This is a genomic window from Mycobacterium gastri (assembly GCF_002102175.1).
Classification (GTDB): domain Bacteria; phylum Actinomycetota; class Actinomycetes; order Mycobacteriales; family Mycobacteriaceae; genus Mycobacterium; species Mycobacterium gastri.
This window is the reverse complement of sequence record NZ_LQOX01000055.1, coordinates 25,447-42,295: the sequence shown is the minus strand read 5'-3', so window position 1 is coordinate 42,295 and position 16,849 is coordinate 25,447. Positions and strand designations below refer to the sequence as shown.

Genomic DNA, 16,849 nt, shown 5'->3' with positions numbered 1-16,849 from the left:
GTCCGGTGCGCCGCTATCACCGACGGCAGCGCGCTTCCTGCACGGAGACGGCCCCGAAGGGTGGCCGAGTCGCAGAACCACTTTCTGCAACCGGGCCGCCCTTCGGAGCCGTCAGCCGGACACCCGCCGACGCATGCGGCGGGTCGAATCCTCGCCATCCACCGGACTAGGCCCGGACTTCGAGCACACCGATCCGCCACAGCGCGGCGTAGAAGTGCCGAATGGGAATGGTCAGCATGCGGGCGGCCCCGTCGACGAGGGGGTCTCCAGCGGCGCCGAACGGCGGGTTGGCTACTTGACGCGCCACCTTCACCTTCGCGGGCGCGGGTGTCTCGATCGGGGCACCCTCGCGCACCACGCGCAGCCGGGGAGCGGGGGTTGCGGTTACTACTTCGTCGTACAGAACAGCAGTCATGATCGGCTCCTAGAGGGGAAATCAAAGCTATGGACTGACTCAGACGTAGTCCCGTCCCGTAGCGGTTCCGATCCAGCAGGGCTGATCTAGGTGTGACGACTCAGCACAGTACGTCGCGCCGGCGATCGGATCGGGACGAAACAGAGCCCGGATATCGGTCCGGACTGTCACCGGAACTCATGGGTCCCTCACCTCCTCGCGGTCGCGGCACGCGCGGCTAACCGCACGCTCTACGTGCACAACGGAGTATCGAAACGCCGACGATCGTCGGAATCCGCACCCCTCTCGTCAGAGCTTTGGCACCACACGACGTGTCCGGTAATCCGGAAGCCACCTGGGCTCAACCCTTAAGCCGGGAGAAGCTGTCCTGACCCGGGGCGTCTTTCGACGTTCGGGGTCAGTGGCCTGTGTTCGTGTAGCCGCCTCACCTAACGAGGTGCTTACCCGACAGATGATGCACCACCGATGCGAGTTCGGTCAAACGACCCCGCCGCCCGTGTCCGAATCTTTACGTATTCACTAGGGGCGTTGACAGCAATTCAGCAGGTTTATCTCCTCTGAACTGGCCTTATGCGGTTAAAGTCCGGGCCTGTGAATCACGTAAGAATCGGTGGGCGCAAGGGCTTCGGGTGCCACCCGGCGCGGGCGCAATCCGTCCAGCACCAGAGACACGACGAACTCGGCCACCTGCGCCGCGGTGACCCCGTCGTCGGTGCTCAGGCGCCGGTGTGCCAATTGGCCCACCAGCGCGGCCAGCGTGTAGGCAACCATCCGGGGCGGGGCCGCTATCACTTCGCCGCGCTCTTGAGCAGCGACGATGACGGTTTCGAGGTCGTCGATGAACCGTTCGTAGATCCCGCCGAGGTACTTTTCGAACCGGTCGCCAAGCGCGTGGGCGTCCCGGAACAACAGCTTGACGGTGGCCTTGTCGGCTTCGAAGAACTCGAACGTGGCCTGGACGCCGGCCCGAAACAGCGCCTCTCCCCCGGCGCTGTCGGCCGACCCGCCGGCCGCGCCCATTGCTCGAGCCAGATGCGCGCGCAGCGCATCCTCTTCAGCCGCCATCAACGAGTGGAACAGGTCGTCCTTGGACTCGAAATACCAGTAGATCAAGCCGTACGCCAGGCCTGCCTGTTTGGCGATGTCCGCGATCGTAGTGGCGTGAAAACCCTTGCGGGCGAAGACTCCCTTGGCCGCGGCCATGATCTGGTCACGCCGTTGCGACTTGTCCGCGTCACTGACTGCCCGGCGCCGCCGGGTGGTACTCACTTGTCGACCAGCCCCTCGAGCCGGCCGATGGTGTCGATGAATTCCTCGACCATCTCGAGCACCACCGAGCGGGTTGGCCGCACCCGGTTGAGCGAGCCGACGACTTGACCGACGAAGTAGGTCGCCAACTCCGCCGCCCTGGTGCCGGGCTGGCCGGCCGCTTGGTTGATACGCAGCTGCGCGTCACCGATCAACGCGCTCTGCAGCGGCATTCCGAGGGGGTCGGGATTTTCCGGCCGGGCCCACTCGTCGGTCCAGGCGGTGCGCAACATCCGCGCCGGTTTGCCGGTCATCGACCTGGACCGCACGGTATCCGTGGAGCTGGCGGCCAGGAACTTCTCCTTGACCACCGGTGGTGTCTCGGCTTCCTCGGTGGTCAGCCAGACCGATCCGCACCACACGCCCTCGGCGCCCAGGGCCAGGGCCGCAGCGATCTGGCGGCCGCGGGCGATCCCGCCAGCGGCCAACACCGGAAGGGGATCGACGGCATCGACTATCTCGGGGACCAGCACCATGGTTGCTACCTCGCCGGTGTGACCGCCGGCCTCGGTGCCCTGGGCGACGATCAGATCGACGCCCGCCGCGGCGTGCCGGCGCGCGTGTTGCGTGGTACCGGCCAGCGCCGCCACCACGACGTCGTGGTCGTGTGCCCGCTCGACAAGGTCAGCCGGCGGCGGTCCCAGCGCGCTGGCGATCAACCGGATGTCGTGGGCGAAAGCCACCTCCAGCAGCGGCTCATAACCCTTGGGCGAGATGTTGAGCCCGCCCCCGGTGGTCCGGGGTTGCTGCCCGGCGGGCTGGGTGATGCCGTAGCGGACCAGCAAGTCGTCGACGAATGCGCGATGCTCGGCGGGCAGCAGCTCGGCGACCTGCTGCCGGTCGATCCCACCCTGCTCGGCGCCGACGTACTTGGGCGGCAGCAGCAGGTCGACTCCATATGGCTTGCCGCCGGTCTGCTCCTCGATCCAGGTCAGCTCGCTGTCCAGCCGTTTGGGGCTGTGCGCCACGGCTCCGAGGACCCCGAACCCGCCGGCGTTGGTCACCGCGGCAACGACATCGCGGCAATGGCTGAAGGCGCAGATTGGAAACTCGACACCGAGCATTTCGGCGACTCTGGTCCGCATTTTTGCGACGCTATGAGCTATTGATTGATATGTCAATCGAATGCGGTAGCCTAGCCGCCATGGCCGAGCCGTTGACCGCTGAACAGCAACACCGGCGCCGCCAGGCGGTGCGGGACCTGATGACCAGCACGCCGTTCATGGGCGGGCTTGGCATCGTGTTCGAACGCTATGAACCCGACGACGTCACGATTCGGCTGCCCTTCCGCGACGACCTCACCAATGACGGCACCTACTTTCACGGCGGGGTGATCGCATCGGTGATCGATACCGCCGGCGCGGCGGCCGCCTGGTCCAACCACGACTTCGACAAGGGCATGCGAGCGGCAACCGTCGCGCTGAGCATCCAGTACACCGGCGCCGCCAAGCGCAGCGACCTGTTGTGCCATGCCCGCACCACCCGGCGCCGCAAGGAACTCACCTTCACCGAGATCACCGCCACCGACGCCGACGGCAACGTCGTCGCCCATGCGATACAGACCTATCGGATCGTCTGATCTCGACTACGGTGCGGCTACGGCGAGACCCCGTCGGGCGGCCAGCTCGACACGCCGTCCTCCAACGGGACGTCGAGGCTGTGCAGGATCGAAGCGACCATCCGCCACGCCCCGATGGCCGTGACGAGTTCAATGAGAACCGTTGTGTCGCCGTGTAATTCGCGCTCGCACGCAGCCCAGCTGTCGGCACTTACCGCGCCCTCGCACACGACGTCGTCGGTGGCCGCCAGCACGGCCCGCTCGGCCGGCCCGAACCCGTCGTAGCTCTGCCAATCGCGTACCCCGAGCAGGTCCTCGGCCGGCACGCCCAGGCCGGAGGCGACGCGCCAATGCTGGGTCCACTCGTAGTCGCATGCGGTCAACCAGCCGATCCGCATGATCGCCAACTCGCGTAGCCTCGGGTCCAGGGCGCCGTGCCAGAGCATGGTGGCGAGCAAGTCGTTGAAGGTGCGCGCGAGTCGCGGGTGGTTCAGCAACACCTGAAAGATGCTGAGCTCGGCCATGTAGTCGGGCACGCCGGCTTCATCGGCGGCCGCCTTGGCCTCGTCGACCGGCAACTGGGGTACCCGGGCTGGCTTCAAGGGTGGGGTCATGGTGTGCGCACTCCGTGTCCTTCAGGGATGCCATCGCGTTCGCCGGCAATGGTAGCCAGCAGTTCCGCAACCTTGCCGCGGCGCGCGCAACGGCGTGGCGGCCCCTGATACCGGCAACGACCGCGACGGGTTACCACCGACTCGCCGACCGGCGTTCTGGCCCCACGCCACGTCGGCATCTGCCGACTTGGCGCTGAACCTGTTATCCCCCAAGGTATTCCAGTGTCCGGCGAGTTGATCGGGAGAGCTTGTGGGTTGAGGTGATGAGGCACCGGCGGCACGGTCGAGTCTGGTGCTGGGTGGGGGCGTTCGGCGTAAGCCAAATGATGCTGGCCGGTTCCACAGCGCCCGAAGGCCGTGCCGACGACCGGGAACCGATACCCACCGACGATGAGGTCGCGCGGCAGCTTCGATACCCGTGATACCCGTGCCCGCGCAACCGCGCTGTCCGACATACCAGCACATTATGGACGGGTGACAGGCCGGTCAATAGCGAACAGCCACATGCCCCGAACAGGCCGTGATCGGGCGAACTCGTTGTGGCGCAACGCCGAAATTCACCGGAGTGGCACGGGGGGTCAACAGGCGACGCAACGACGCAATCGGAGCGCGCGAAAAGCTACCGGGCCGTTGGTCGCTGATCAACGCCGGCGAATTCGCAAAAACGTCAAACCGGACGCGGTGTGGCAGGTCTTCGAAGGGCTAGCAACCGGATACGCTGCGGTCACGACGAGATGGCGATCGGGGGTCTCACTGGGGAGGTGGCTGACCGTGGACGACACGTGTGCGGACCCGGTTGCGGTGATTGGCATGGCGTGCCGGCTACCGAACGGCATCGATTCGCCCGAAGCATTGTGGACGGCGTTGCTGCGCGGCGACGACTTGATTTCCGAAGTTCCCGCTGACCGTTGGGACGTCGACGAATACTACGACCCGGAACCGGGGGTGCCCGGCCGGTCCGTGTCGCGTTGGGGCGGCTTCCTCGACGACGTCGCCGGCTTCGATTCCGAGTTCTTCGGGATCGGCGAGCGCGAAGCGACCGCGATGGATCCCCAGCAACGCCTGCTGCTGGAGACCTCGTGGGAGGCGGTGGAACACGCCGGTTTGCCGCCGAAATCGCTGGCCGGCACGCTGACCGGGGTGTTCATCGGCATCGCCCACAGCGATTACGCACACGTCACCGCCGAGGCGGGTGCCCTGGAAGACGCGTACGGGTTCACCGGAATTCCGTTCAGCATGGCCTCCGGACGAGTTGCATACGCCCTGGGGCTGCGCGGGCCCGCGGTCAGCGTCGACACCGCCTGTTCGTCGAGTTTGTTTGCGGTGCATATGGCTTGCCGCAGTCTGAACGACGGCGAGAGCGACCTGGCCCTGGCGGGTGGCTGCATGGTGATGCTGGAGCCGAGAATCGGCGCTTCCGCGTCGGCGTTGGGCATGCTGTCGCCGACCGGCCGCTGCCGCGCATTCGACGTGTCGGCTGACGGCTTCGTCCGTTCCGAGGGCTGCGCCGTAGTGCTGCTCAAGCGGCTTGACGACGCCCTGCGCGACGGCGACCGAATCCTTGCGGTGATGCGCGGCACCGCAACCAACCAGGACGGCCGCACCGAGAACATTTCCATCCCTTCCGCGCAGGCGCAGGCGCAGGTATATCGAGCGGCTTTGCGGGCGGCCGGCGTGGACCCCGCCACCGTCGGGATGGTGGAGGCGCACGGCACCGGCACCCCCGTCGGCGACCCGATCGAATTCACAAGTCTGGCAACAGTTTACGGCCTCGAACGCTCTTGCGCAGTCGGGTCGGCCAAGAGCAATCTGGGCCACACCGAGGCTGCCTCCGGCGCGGTGGGCCTCGTCAAAGCGATCCTGTCGCTCCAGCACGGCGCGGTGCCGCCGATGCTGCACTTCACCCGGTTGCCTGACGAGGCGGCCAGGTTGAACACCAAACTGTTTGTACCGCAAGTAATTGCACCCTGGCCTGAACAGGATGACGCGCTGCCGAGGCGGGCGGCGGTTTCGTCGTATGGGATGTCGGGCACCAACGTGCACGCCGTTGTGGAACAGGCTCCGGCCGCCGCGACGTGCCACGACGCGGCGGACCCGGTGGCGCCGATGATGTTTGCGCTGTCGGCCACGTCGGCCGAGGCGTTGCGCGGCAGTTCGCGCCGGCTGGCCGAATGGCTGGCCGGACGCCAGGACCAGGACGCGGCGGCGTTGTCGAATCTGGCCTACACGTTGGCCCGCCGGCGCGGCCACCGGCCGGTCCGTACCGGAGTGTTCGCTCGCGGCCGGGCCGAGCTGATCGAGCGCCTGCGCCAGGTGGCCGAGGACGAACGCCCCTATCCCGCCGCCGTCGGCCACGACGACCGAGGCCCGGTGTGGGTGTTCTCGGGTCAGGGTTCGCAGTGGACGGCGATGGGCGCCGAGCTGTTGACCAGCGAGCCGGTGTTCGCCGCGACCGTCGCCGCGGTCGAGGCGGTGATCGCCCGGGAATCCGGCTTTTCGGTCACTGACGCGATGTCCGCCCCGCACCTGGTTAGCGGCATCGACCGGGTCCAACCGACGCTGTTCGCCGTTCAGGTCGCGCTTGCGGCCACGATGTCGTCCTACGGAGTCCGTCCGGGTGCGGTGATCGGCCATTCGCTCGGTGAGGTGGCGGCCGCCGTAGTCGCCGGGGCGCTGTCCCTGCACGACGGGGCGCGGGTGATCTGCCGCCGGTCGCGGCTGTGTCTCCGCGTCGCCGGTACCGGCGCGATGGCCGCGGTGGAATTGCCCGTCCAACGAGTACGCGAAGAACTCGCCGGGCGCGGCGCCGCGGCCCGTGACGTCATCGTCGCCGTGGTGGCCTCACCGCAGTCCACCGTGATCGGCGGGGCGGCGCAGACGGTTCGCGACCTCGTCGCGGAGTGGCAGGAGCGCGACGTGCTGGCCCGCGAGATAGCCGTCGACGTGGCATCACACACCCCGCACGTCGAGCCGATCCTGCACCAGCTCTGTATGGAGCTCGCCGAGATCACCCCGATGAAGCCGACGATTCCCTACTACTCGGCAACGTCGTTCGACCCGCGCGAACAGCCGTCGTGCGATGCGCGTTACTGGGTCGACAACCTGCGTCATATGGTGCGTTTCGCCGCGGCAGTGCGCTCGGCCCTGGAGGACGGATACCGGGTGTTCGCCGAGCTGTCACCGCACCCGCTGCTGACGCGGGCCGTCGAGCAGACCGCTTGCAGCCTCGACATTCCGATCGCCGCGGTAGCCGCCATGCGACGTGAGCAACCGATGCCATGGGGACTGCGCCCGGTGGTGATCGATCTGTACAGTGCCGGTGCGGCCGTGGACTTCTCGGTGCTTCATCCCGGCGGGCAGTTGGTCGACGCGCCGCTTCCGGTGTGGGCGCATCGTCGGATGCTGCTGCGCCCCGACCGCGCGGGCAGCCATTCGTGCGTCAATACCGTTGCGGCGCATCCGTTGTTGGGCGCACACGTACGGTTGATAGAGGAGCCGCCGCGGCATGCCTGGCACGGCGAGGTCGGCACGGCCGCACTGCCGTGGTTGCGCGATCACCAAATCCACGATGTGGCCGCGCTGCCGGGCGCCGCCTATTGCGAGATGGCATTGGCAGCGGCCCACACCCTCTTCGGCGAACAGTCGCAAGTGTGCGATATCCGCTTCGAGGAGATGCTGCTGCTGGACGACCAGACCCCGATCGGCGCAGTCGCCTCGGTGGAGGAACCCGGTGTCGCCGGCTTCGTCGTCCAGACCGAGCAGCAGCACCAAAAGGTGCGACGAGCCAGCGCGCTACTGCGGGCCGTATCCGCGCAAGACCGGCCGCCCGACCATGACGTGGCCCATCTACTGCGGGCTTATCGGTGCCGCCACGATGGTGAGGAGGTGCGAAAGCGGTTCGAGGAGCGCGGTATTCGGCTGAGTACGGCTTTCGCCGGCCTGGCCGCGGCACACGTCGCGCCGCAGACGGTCAGCGCCGTTCTCGCCGAAGTCGGCTTACCGAGTTCGATCCGCAGGCAGCAGGCCAACTACGGGGTTCACCCCGCGTTGCTGGATGCGTGTTTCCAGTCGGTTGCGGCCCACCCCGCCGTCCGGCAGGTGGGCAACGGCGGCCTGCTGTTGCCGCTCGGTATGCGCCGGCTGCGCGTCTATGCGTCCACCCGCAACGCCCGCTACTGCCACACGACGGTGACTGCTTACGGCACCAACGTCGAGGCCGACATCGACGTCATGGACGAACACGGGACCGTGCTGCTGGTGGTGCGCGGCCTGCAGATGGGCACCGGACTCTCGGAGAGCGCCGACCGTGATCGCCTGCTGGCAGAGCGATTGCTGACCATCGAATGGCACGTGCGCGAACTGGCCGGCTCCGATGGTGTGGACGCCGTCGACACCGGAAAATGGCTGCTGGTCAGCATGTCTGATACCGCCGATATGTTGACGACCGAACTCACCGATGCGTTGAAGCGCTACGGTGCGGAATGCGCGACGCTGTGCTGGCCTCGGCAAGCAAACCCGGCTGCCAACCTCGAAAGGCTGAGCAAGCAGCTCGACTCCGGCGGGGTCACCGGCGTGGTCGTCCTGGCGCCCGAATGTATGGGCGACGACGACGCGCGAAGTCCGCGCCGCGGCAGCGATAACGTCAAGCAGCTGGTGCGCATCGTACGCCGGCTACCGGAAGTCTCCGGCTCCGTTCCCCGGCTGTATGTGGTGACCCGGAACGCGCAGCGGGTCCGACCCGAGGACTGCCCCAATCTGGAACACGCCGGGTTACGTGGTCTGCTGAAGGTGATCGGCGCCGAACACCCGTACCTGCGCACCACGCATATCGATGTCGACGACCACACCGATGCCGAGCAGGTGGCGCGCCAGCTGCTGGGGGGCTCGGACGAAGACGAGACCGCCTGGCGACAGGGACAATGGCTGACCGCCCGGTTGTGCCCGGCGCCGCTGCGGCCCCAGGAGCGGAAAAACGCTGTCGCCGACCACGACCGCCACCGTGTGCGCCTACAGATCCGGACGCCCGGAGACCTGCGGACGATGGAAGTCGTGGCGGCCGAGCGGATACCGCCCGGTCCGGGGCAGATCGAGGTCGCCGTGACCGCGTCCAGCGTCAACTTCGCCGATGTCTTGATCGCCTTCGGCAGATACCCCGTCTTCGACGACCAGTCGCCGCAGTTCGGCGCGGATTTCGCCGGCGTGGTGACCGCCGTCGGTTCCGATGTCACCGATCACCAGGTCGGCGACCGCGTAGGTGGCATGTCATCGGCGGGATGTTGGGGCTCGTTCATCACCTGCGATGCCCGACTGGCCACGACGCTGCCGCCAGGACTTACCGACGGACAGGCCGCCGCGGTGACCACCGCGCACGCCACCGCCTGGTACAGCCTGGTCGACCTGGCCCGCATCGAAGCCGGCGACAAGGTGCTCATCCACTCCGCCACCGGCGGTGTGGGACAGGCCGCGATTGCGATCGCGCGCTCCGCCGGTGCCGAGATCTTCGCCACCGCCGGCAGCCCAGAGCGTCGAGAGCTGTTGCGCGACATGGGAATCGAACGTGTCTACGACTCGCGCGGCAGCGAGTTTGGCGACCAGATTCGCCGGGACACCGACGGTTACGGTGTCGACGTCGTGCTGAACTCACTGACCGGTACCGCCCAGCGCGCCGGCCTTGCGCTGTTGTCTTTCGGCGGGCGATTCGTCGAGATCGGCAAGCGCGACATCTACGACGACACCCGGCTGGCGCTGTTCACACTGCGACGCAACCTCACCTTCCACGCCGTCGACCTGGCGTTGATGACGCTCACCCACCCCACCCGGATCCGGGATCTGTTGACCACTGTCTACCGGCTGGTCGCCGACGGCGTGTTGCCCATGCCGGAGCGCACGCATTATCCGGTTACCCAGGCAGCCAACGCGATCCGGACAATGAGCGCTGCCGGGCATACCGGCAAACTTGTCCTCGACATCCCGCACACCGGACACAGCACCGTTGTGCTGCCGCCCGAACAGATCCCGGTCTTCCGGCCCGACGGCGCCTACATCATCACCGGTGGCCTCGGTGGCCTCGGGTTGTTCCTGGCGGAGAAGATGGCCACCGCCGGCGCCGGCCGCATCGTGCTCAACTCGCGCGCCCAACCGAATCAAAAGGCCAGGGAGACAATCGATCTGGTCAAGGCCACCGGGTCGGATGTGGTAGTCGAGGGTGGCGACATCGCCCAGCCTGCAACCGCGGGCCGGTTGGTGGCAACCGCAACGGCGACCGGGTTGCCGGTGCGCGGCGTGCTGCACGCGGCCGCGGTCGTCGAAGACGCCACCCTGGCCAACGTCACCGACGACTTGATCGAGCGGGACTGGCGGCCGAAGGTCCACGGGGTCTGGCACCTGCACGAGGCGACCGCCACCCAGCCGTTGGATTGGTTCGCCGTGTTCTCGTCGGCAGCCGCCCTACTGGGCTCACCCGGTCAGGGCCCCTATGCGGCGGCCAACAGCTGGCTTGACGGCTTTGTGCAGTGGCGGCGAGCTCGCGGCCTTCCGGCGACCGCGATCGCCTGGGGACCATGGGCCGAGGTCGGCCGGGGTGCACACCTCGCCGGAAACGGCGATACCACGATGATCGCTCCCGACGAGGGGGTTTACGCGTTCGAGGCGTTGCTTCGCCACACCCGCGCCTACAGCGGTTATGCCCCGGTCGTCGGATCACCCTGGCTGACGGCCCTGGCCGCACGCAGCAGGTTTGCCGAGGGTTTCCACTCCGCTGCCCGGAATCGGCCCGGTGAAAGCACGTTCCGTGCCGAGCTGCTGGAGCTGGCGCTCGAAGAGTGGCCGGGACGGCTTCGACGACTTATCTCTGAACAAATCGCCGTGATTTTGCGTCGCAGTGTCGATCCGGATCGCCCGCTTTCCGAATACGGGCTGGATTCGCTGGGCAATCTGGAGCTGCGCACCCGCATAGAAACCGAGGTCGGGATACGCTGCAGCCCCACCGATGTCACCACGGTTCGCCATTTCGCGGATTACCTGTGTGAAAAGCTGGCCGTCAAAGAAACAATCCGGTGACGATGTGCGGCTTATTGGATGACATGAAATATTCTGGGATCGGGCGTTGAGCCAAAGGAGTTCAATTGGTTGTCGTGGGCAATCTCGGTCTGGATAACGTCAGGAATTGGCTGCCGGAGCCGGGTGTTGTCTGGCTGTGGCAGCCGTCGGCGGCAACTGTGGCGAACGCCCGGGACGCGTCGATCAGCTCCGTACCGCCGAGCTATATACAGGCCCGGCATCTGCGCAGGTTCGCTGAACAAACGGCCAAGGGCCTTGACATGTCCCGGCTTTTGATCATTGCCTTCGACATCCTCGGTCACTGCGATATCCGCGCGATGACCTACGTCATCAACTCGCACCTTCGTCGCCATGACACCTACCGCAGCAGGTTTACGGTCACCGGTGCTCGTCACATAGTCCGCCACACCATCACCGATCCCGGGGCTATCGAAATGCAACCGGTTGAGTACGGCGAGATGACACCGAGCCAATGGCAAGAATATCTCTTGAGTACACCTAGTCCCCTGGATTGGGATTGCTTCAGGTTCGGCGTGATCCAACGTGACGACCACTTCACCGTCTGCGTCAGCATTGACCACATACATTTCGATGCGACATTTCTCGGCACTATCTTCTTGGAGATACGCGAAATGTACAACACGCTGATGGACGGTGGCGAGCCTATTCCGTTGCCGAAGGCTGGTAGCTACGCCGAGTACTGCCTGCGCGAGCACGCATACACCTCCGCGTTGACATTTGACTCGCCGGAGGTACGTCAATGGATCGAATTCTTGGAAAACAACGACGGATCCTTCCCCGCCTTCCCACTGCCACTGGGCGAGACGTCGCGGGTCACGACGGGCGAGGTGCTTTCCGCGCAGCTCCTGGATGCCCGTCAGACCGCCGATTTCGAGGCCGCGTGCACCTGGGCCGGCGCCAGGTTCAGCGGCGGAGTCTTCGCGTGCGCCGCCCTCACCGAATACGAACTCGCCGGCGCGGAGACCTATTACGCTGTCACACCCACCGGCACCCGAAGCACGCCCGCGGAATTTGTCACCAGCGGATGGTTCATCGGCCACCTTCCGCTGGCAGTGCCGGTCGCCGCGTCGTTCGGTGAGACCGCGCGCGGCGCACAAGCCGCTTTCGACTCGCGCACCCATCTGGCCCGAGTGCCGTTCGAACGCGTGTTGGAGCTGGCGCCCCGGCTCGCGACGTCGCTGTCGCGAGGGTGCTTTCCCATGCTGTCGTTCCTCGACGCCGGTGTACCGCCGCTTTCCGCCGTGTTCGCGCCACATATCCGTACCGCAAATACCAGGGTCTTCAGTGACGGCCGCATTGCGGCCCGGGTGTGCATGTGGGTCAACCGGTTCCACGAAGAGACCACGGTGACGGCATCCTTCCCGGATAGTCCGATCGCCCACGAGTCGGTGCGACGCTACCTGGACGCCATGAAATCGGTGTATGTGCGCGTCGCCGAGGGCCGCAGCGAGATCCGGCACCGCCGTGCAACCGCACTCAGCTTCAGCGGCAACGGAAATGACGGCCTGTTTCCCGGTTGAGGGGCATTGGTGTGAGCGGTGCTTCGACAGCGGCCTCGCCGCGCGGCCGGCACGCCAGGTGAAGGCACTGTTGACTGATAAGTCAATACCCGGGGCGCGCTGCCAGATTACCCGAAAACCGTCGACTTTCTGCACTTCGGACAAAAAATTTTTGTACGTTGGCACGATTTTTCCACGGGGCGAAGATCAACGGGCTACCGTGTGGTGCACTAGCAGAATTGAGGATGCCCGGCCGTTGCGGACCGAGATGTTGGGGGGCTGAGTCGACGTGCGATGCCCCCGGACCGGGCGCCTGAACACCACCGAAAAGAGGTGGCTGGACGTGAATAGAACCGCTGCCGATCCAGCCGCTTTGGTCAACCCACCCGACCAGTTGTCGGCGGTGCGCTCCCCGGCGTTGTCGGGGCTCGAACGGGTGGCCACCGAGTTCACTTACCACCGCCACGATGCGGATCGGCTTGATGGGCTTTATCGGCCGGTGAGCCGATCTGGCGTGGAAAGGTGTCGCGACTGATGAGCGATTCGGAAGCAGCCCGCCCCGGGGGAATTTTCGACCGGCTCGGCCAATTGGTCGTTCGGGCTCCGGCGCTGGTCATTGCATTCTGGATTGGGCTTGCCGCGCTGCTCGCCGTGACTTTCCCGCCGCTGATGGAGGTAGCGGGTAAGGCCGGCGGAGAGGCTTTGCCCGATAACGCCCCGACGATGGTCACCAGCAAAGAGATGGGCAAGGCCTTTGGCGACAACGGCAAGGGCTCGCAGTTGTTGGTGATCCTGACCGACGAAAATGGGCTTGGTCCCGGCGATTTAGAGACCTACCACACGCTGGTAGACAGGCTGCACCAGGAGAACTTTTCGGTTCAGGACTTCATTACCACGCCCGGCTTGCACGATGTGTTGTCCAGCAAGGACAACAAAGCCTGGAACTTGCCGGTGATGTTCCCGACCGACCCACAGGACCCAGCGACCCTGGCGGGGTACAAACAAATCCGGGATATCGTCAGCCAGACCGTCGCTGGTTCGACGCTGACCGCCAATTACGCCGGCGGCCTGGTCACCATGTCCGACCTCACCGCCATCGGTCAGGAAGACGCACATCTGATCGAAATCGGCACCGCGGTCAGCGTGCTCATCATCCTGCTGATCATCTACCGAAACGTGGTCACCATGTTGGTGCCGCTGGCCACCATCGGTATCTCTATGGGGACCGCGCAAGGCACCCTGTCCGCGCTGGCGACAGTCGGCCTGGACGTGCAAACGCAGACCATAATTTTCATGAGCGCGGTAATGATCGGTGCCGGAACGGACTATGCCGTTTTTCTGATCAGCCGTTACCACGACTATGTGCGGCAAGGCTTGGCTTCGGACCTCGCGGTCCAGAGAGCGTTGATGTCGATCGGCAAAGTAATCGCCGCCTCGGCTGCGACCGTGGCGGTCACATTCGTCGTGATGGTCTTCTGTAAATTGCCGGTCTTCTCCACGGTCGGCCCGGCGATTTCCATTTCGATCGTCGTCAGCTTCGTGGCTGCGGTGAGCCTGCTGCCCGCCATTCTGGTGCTGATCGGGCGACGCGGCTGGATCAAGCCGCGCCGCGACCTTACCCATCGCTTCTGGAGGCGCACGGGAACACGCATCGTACGGCGGCCCCGGATCCATCTGGTCGCCAGTCTCGTCGTCCTGGCGGTCCTGGCGGGGTCAAGCTTCCTGGTGCGCTTCAACTACGACGATCTCAAGGCATTGCCGTCCGACGTCACGAGCGTCGCGGGATACGAGGCCATGAGTCGCCATTTCCCGCAGAACATGATGACGCCGATGATGCTTTTCATTAAGTCACCGCGTGACCTGCGGAATCCGAGCGCGCTCGCAGATCTCGAGATGATGTCGCACCGGATCAGCCAACTACCCGACATCACCGCGATACGCGGGTTGACCCGGCCCAACGGCGAACCGCTACAGCAGACGAAGGTGTCGTATCAGGCCGGCGAGGTCGGCGGCAAACTCGACGAGGCCGGGGATGCGATCCGGGACCACAGCAGCGACTTAGACAGGCTGGTCAACGGCTCCAACGATTTGGCCGGTGCCCTGGCTCAGGTGCGCGACCAGGTCACTCAAGCTGTCGGCAGCGCCGGCACGCTGGTCAGCGTGCTTACCACGATGAAGCAACTGATAGGCGGCGACAAGACGCTCAACGACCTCGACAGGACGGCCAAGCTGGTCGGCCGCATGCGAGCGCTCGGCGACGCCCTTAGCGCAAACATGGTCGATGTGGCGAATACCGTTGCCTGGGCCGGTCCGCTGCTGAAGGCGCTGAACTCCAGTCCGACCTGCAATGCCGACCCGGCCTGTGCGGCCTCGCGGAGCCAGTTGCAGGCGCTGGTCCAAGCGCAGACCAGCGGAACCCTCAACAGCATTACGGATCTGGCCCGCAGCCTGCAGCAAACGAAAGAGGTACAGACCGTCAGTCAGACGATCGACAAGCTGCAGCAAAACCTGAACCAAGCAGTCAGCACGTTGCGGTCGATCGACGGACTGCAGAACCGGCTGAATCAGATGCAGCAGGGCGCCAACGCCCTTGCACAAGGCAGCCGTGCGGTTGCCGACGGCGTTGCGGCACTGGTCGACCAGACCAAAAAGATGGGCACCGGGCTCGACGAGGCATCGTCCTTCCTGCTGGGCCTCAAGCACGATGCCGACCGACCGTCCATGGCCGGCTTCAATGTCCCGCCGCAAGTGCTGGCCGCCGACGAGTTCAAGAAGGCCGCGCAGATTTTCATTTCCAGCGATGGACACGCGGCACGGTATCTCATCCAAAGCTCGCTCAACCCGTTCACCACCCAGGCCATGGACCAGGTGAATACGATCCTGTCGGCAGCGCGGTCCTCGCAACCGAATACCGAGTTATCGGATGCGACGATATCGCTGGCAGGCATTCCGAGCGGGCTGGCGGATACTCGGGACTATTACAACAGTGACATCAATTTCATCGTGTTGGCCACGATCGTTATCGTCTTTTTGATCCTGGTGATGCTGCTACGAGCAGTTATTGCGCCCCTCTACCTCATCGGTTCCGTACTGGTTTCCTTTTTTGCTGCCCTGGGCCTCGGTGTCATCGTTTTCCAGCTGATACTCGGCAAAGAATTGCATTGGAGCCTGCCCGGGCTGTCATTCATTCTGTTGGTTGCGGTTGGCGCTGACTACAACATGCTGTTGATCTCGCGTATCCGTGACGAATCACCCCATGGCGTGCGGGTCGGTGTTATTCGCACGGTCGGTTCGACGGGCGGCGTGATCACATCCGCCGGCCTCATTTTCGCCGCTTCAATGTTCGGCCTGCTGGCCGCCACCATCAACACCATGGTGGAAGCCGGCTTTATTATCGGCGCCGGGATCTTGATCGACACCTTCATCGTTCGCACCGTCACCGTGCCGGCGTTGGCTGCGCTGATCGGCCAGGCCAACTGGTGGCCGTCGAAGCTCGCTGCGTCCAGTAAGAAGCAGCGGGCAAGCCGTCGCAGCATGACGCCGGGCCAAGCTCGACCAGCACGGCAAAAGGCCGTTCCCACTCGCAAGACCGGCAGCGCGACGCGCCCACCGTCGAAAGTTCGTGCGATTCCAGCCGGCGATACACCCAGAGCCGTACGCCGTCGTCCCGCCAAAGATGTGCCGCTGCGGAAGTTGGATTTCCCCATCACGAGCAATGGCAAGGATCCGTTCGCCGATCTCGGCGAGCATGCCCTTCCGCTATTCGGTTCGGTCATGCTGCCTGCCACGACGGCCACATCGAATGGGCATCACCCGGTCATTGCCGGCAGCGATGACGACCGCGTCCAACACTCGCTGCCGCTGTTCGGCCCCATCGATCTACCGGCCCTGATGGCTAATGGCAATGGCCATGGCAACGGGCTCAGCAACGGTAACGGCCACACCAACGGCCACACCACCAGCAACGGCAACGGCAACGGCCACACCAACAGCAACGGCCACACCAACAGCAACGGCCACACCAACGGCAACGGCCACACCAACGGCAATGGCCACACCAACGGCAAGCAACCCGTCGACACGGGAGGCGCCCTCCCCGATAGGACAGCGATCACCTAATGCCCTGCTCGTTGTCCGCCGTCGATATGACCTGACTTTTATTACTGTGCGCGTTCCCCTTCGCTGTAACGCTCTGACGCGGCCGGGTTCGGTTCGCAACTGGTGCGGATTTGCGCACTAGGCGCCACCTCCAGAGCGCGCCGGCGGGCGTGCATCCGCGGCGCGGGCACTGACCTGCCGGTTGGCCGGGTAGTTGGTCTGGATGTGTGCTCGACGGCATCAGTAATCAACGGCATCAGTAATCACATGAGTCACG

At 65.2% G+C, this 16,849-nt stretch carries 9 protein-coding genes and 1 riboswitch; of the genes, 5 read left to right on the top strand and 4 right to left on the bottom strand.

Features of this window, described 5'->3' with window-relative positions; all coding sequences use genetic code 11:
* Positions 1 to 166: 166 nt before the first annotated feature.
* The 3 genes from AWC07_RS03950 to AWC07_RS03940 form a co-directional block, all read right to left on the bottom strand.
* Complete coding sequence (locus AWC07_RS03950) at positions 167 to 415, bottom strand: Rv1535 family protein (protein WP_036414461.1); 249 nt, start codon at positions 413 to 415, stop codon at positions 167 to 169.
* 273 nt (positions 416 to 688) lie between these two features.
* Positions 689 to 858, bottom strand: a riboswitch (M-box (ykoK) riboswitch).
* Positions 859 to 991: 133 nt separating this feature from the next.
* Positions 992 to 1,684: a TetR/AcrR family transcriptional regulator gene (locus AWC07_RS03945; RefSeq protein WP_051508033.1), complete on the bottom strand. Its 693-nt coding sequence runs from the start codon at positions 1,682 to 1,684 to the stop codon at positions 992 to 994.
* On the bottom strand, positions 1,681 to 2,808 hold the full coding sequence (locus tag AWC07_RS03940; RefSeq protein ID WP_036414459.1) for an NAD(P)H-dependent flavin oxidoreductase: 1,128 nt from the start codon (positions 2,806 to 2,808) through the stop codon (positions 1,681 to 1,683). Before AWC07_RS03940 ends, AWC07_RS03945 begins: the two co-directional genes overlap by 4 nt.
* Positions 2,809 to 2,867: 59 nt before the next feature.
* Here AWC07_RS03940 and AWC07_RS03935 point away from each other — a divergent pair, with 59 nt between their 5' ends.
* Complete coding sequence (locus AWC07_RS03935; RefSeq protein WP_036414457.1) at positions 2,868 to 3,302, top strand: PaaI family thioesterase; 435 nt, start codon at positions 2,868 to 2,870, stop codon at positions 3,300 to 3,302.
* A 17-nt stretch (positions 3,303 to 3,319) separates the two neighbouring features.
* Here AWC07_RS03935 and AWC07_RS03930 read toward each other — a convergent pair whose 3' ends face one another.
* Positions 3,320 to 3,883, bottom strand: a complete 564-nt coding sequence (locus tag AWC07_RS03930; RefSeq protein WP_139829531.1) for a carboxymuconolactone decarboxylase family protein — start codon at positions 3,881 to 3,883, stop codon at positions 3,320 to 3,322.
* Between the two features lie 783 nt (positions 3,884 to 4,666).
* Between AWC07_RS03930 and pks2 the strand changes: the two genes are divergently transcribed.
* The 4 genes from pks2 to AWC07_RS03915 all read left to right on the top strand — a co-directional run bounded on the left by pks2 (position 4,667) and on the right by AWC07_RS03915 (position 16,593).
* Positions 4,667 to 10,954: a sulfolipid-1 biosynthesis phthioceranic/hydroxyphthioceranic acid synthase gene (gene pks2, locus AWC07_RS03925; RefSeq protein WP_036412612.1), complete on the top strand. Its 6,288-nt coding sequence runs from the start codon at positions 4,667 to 4,669 to the stop codon at positions 10,952 to 10,954.
* A 74-nt stretch (positions 10,955 to 11,028) separates the two neighbouring features.
* Positions 11,029 to 12,495 (top strand): condensation domain-containing protein, encoded by a 1,467-nt coding sequence (locus tag AWC07_RS03920; RefSeq protein WP_341865240.1) that lies wholly within the window; start codon positions 11,029 to 11,031, stop codon positions 12,493 to 12,495.
* Positions 12,496 to 12,817: 322 nt separating this feature from the next.
* A complete protein-coding gene (locus tag AWC07_RS26550) occupies positions 12,818 to 13,009 on the top strand; it encodes a hypothetical protein (RefSeq protein ID WP_139829522.1) in 192 nt (63 codons plus the stop codon).
* Positions 13,009 to 16,593 carry an MMPL/RND family transporter gene (locus tag AWC07_RS03915; RefSeq protein ID WP_084293490.1) on the top strand — a complete coding sequence of 1,195 codons (3,585 nt, stop codon included), beginning with the start codon at positions 13,009 to 13,011 and terminating at the stop codon, positions 16,591 to 16,593. The genes AWC07_RS26550 and AWC07_RS03915 overlap by 1 nt, the downstream gene beginning before the upstream one ends.
* Positions 16,594 to 16,849: the final 256 nt, after the last annotated feature.

What these genes read in the sequence shown, in the direction of transcription:
- AWC07_RS03915 (WP_084293490.1), top strand. Translation starts at nt 13,009, where the DNA reads ATGAGCGATTCGGAAGCAGCCCGCCCCGGGGGAATTTTCGACCGGCTC.
- AWC07_RS03940 (WP_036414459.1), bottom strand. Translation starts at nt 2,808, where the DNA reads ATGCGGACCAGAGTCGCCGAAATGCTCGGTGTCGAGTTTCCAATCTGC.
- AWC07_RS03950 (WP_036414461.1), bottom strand. Translation starts at nt 415, where the DNA reads ATGACTGCTGTTCTGTACGACGAAGTAGTAACCGCAACCCCCGCTCCC.
- AWC07_RS03935 (WP_036414457.1), top strand. Translation starts at nt 2,868, where the DNA reads ATGGCCGAGCCGTTGACCGCTGAACAGCAACACCGGCGCCGCCAGGCG.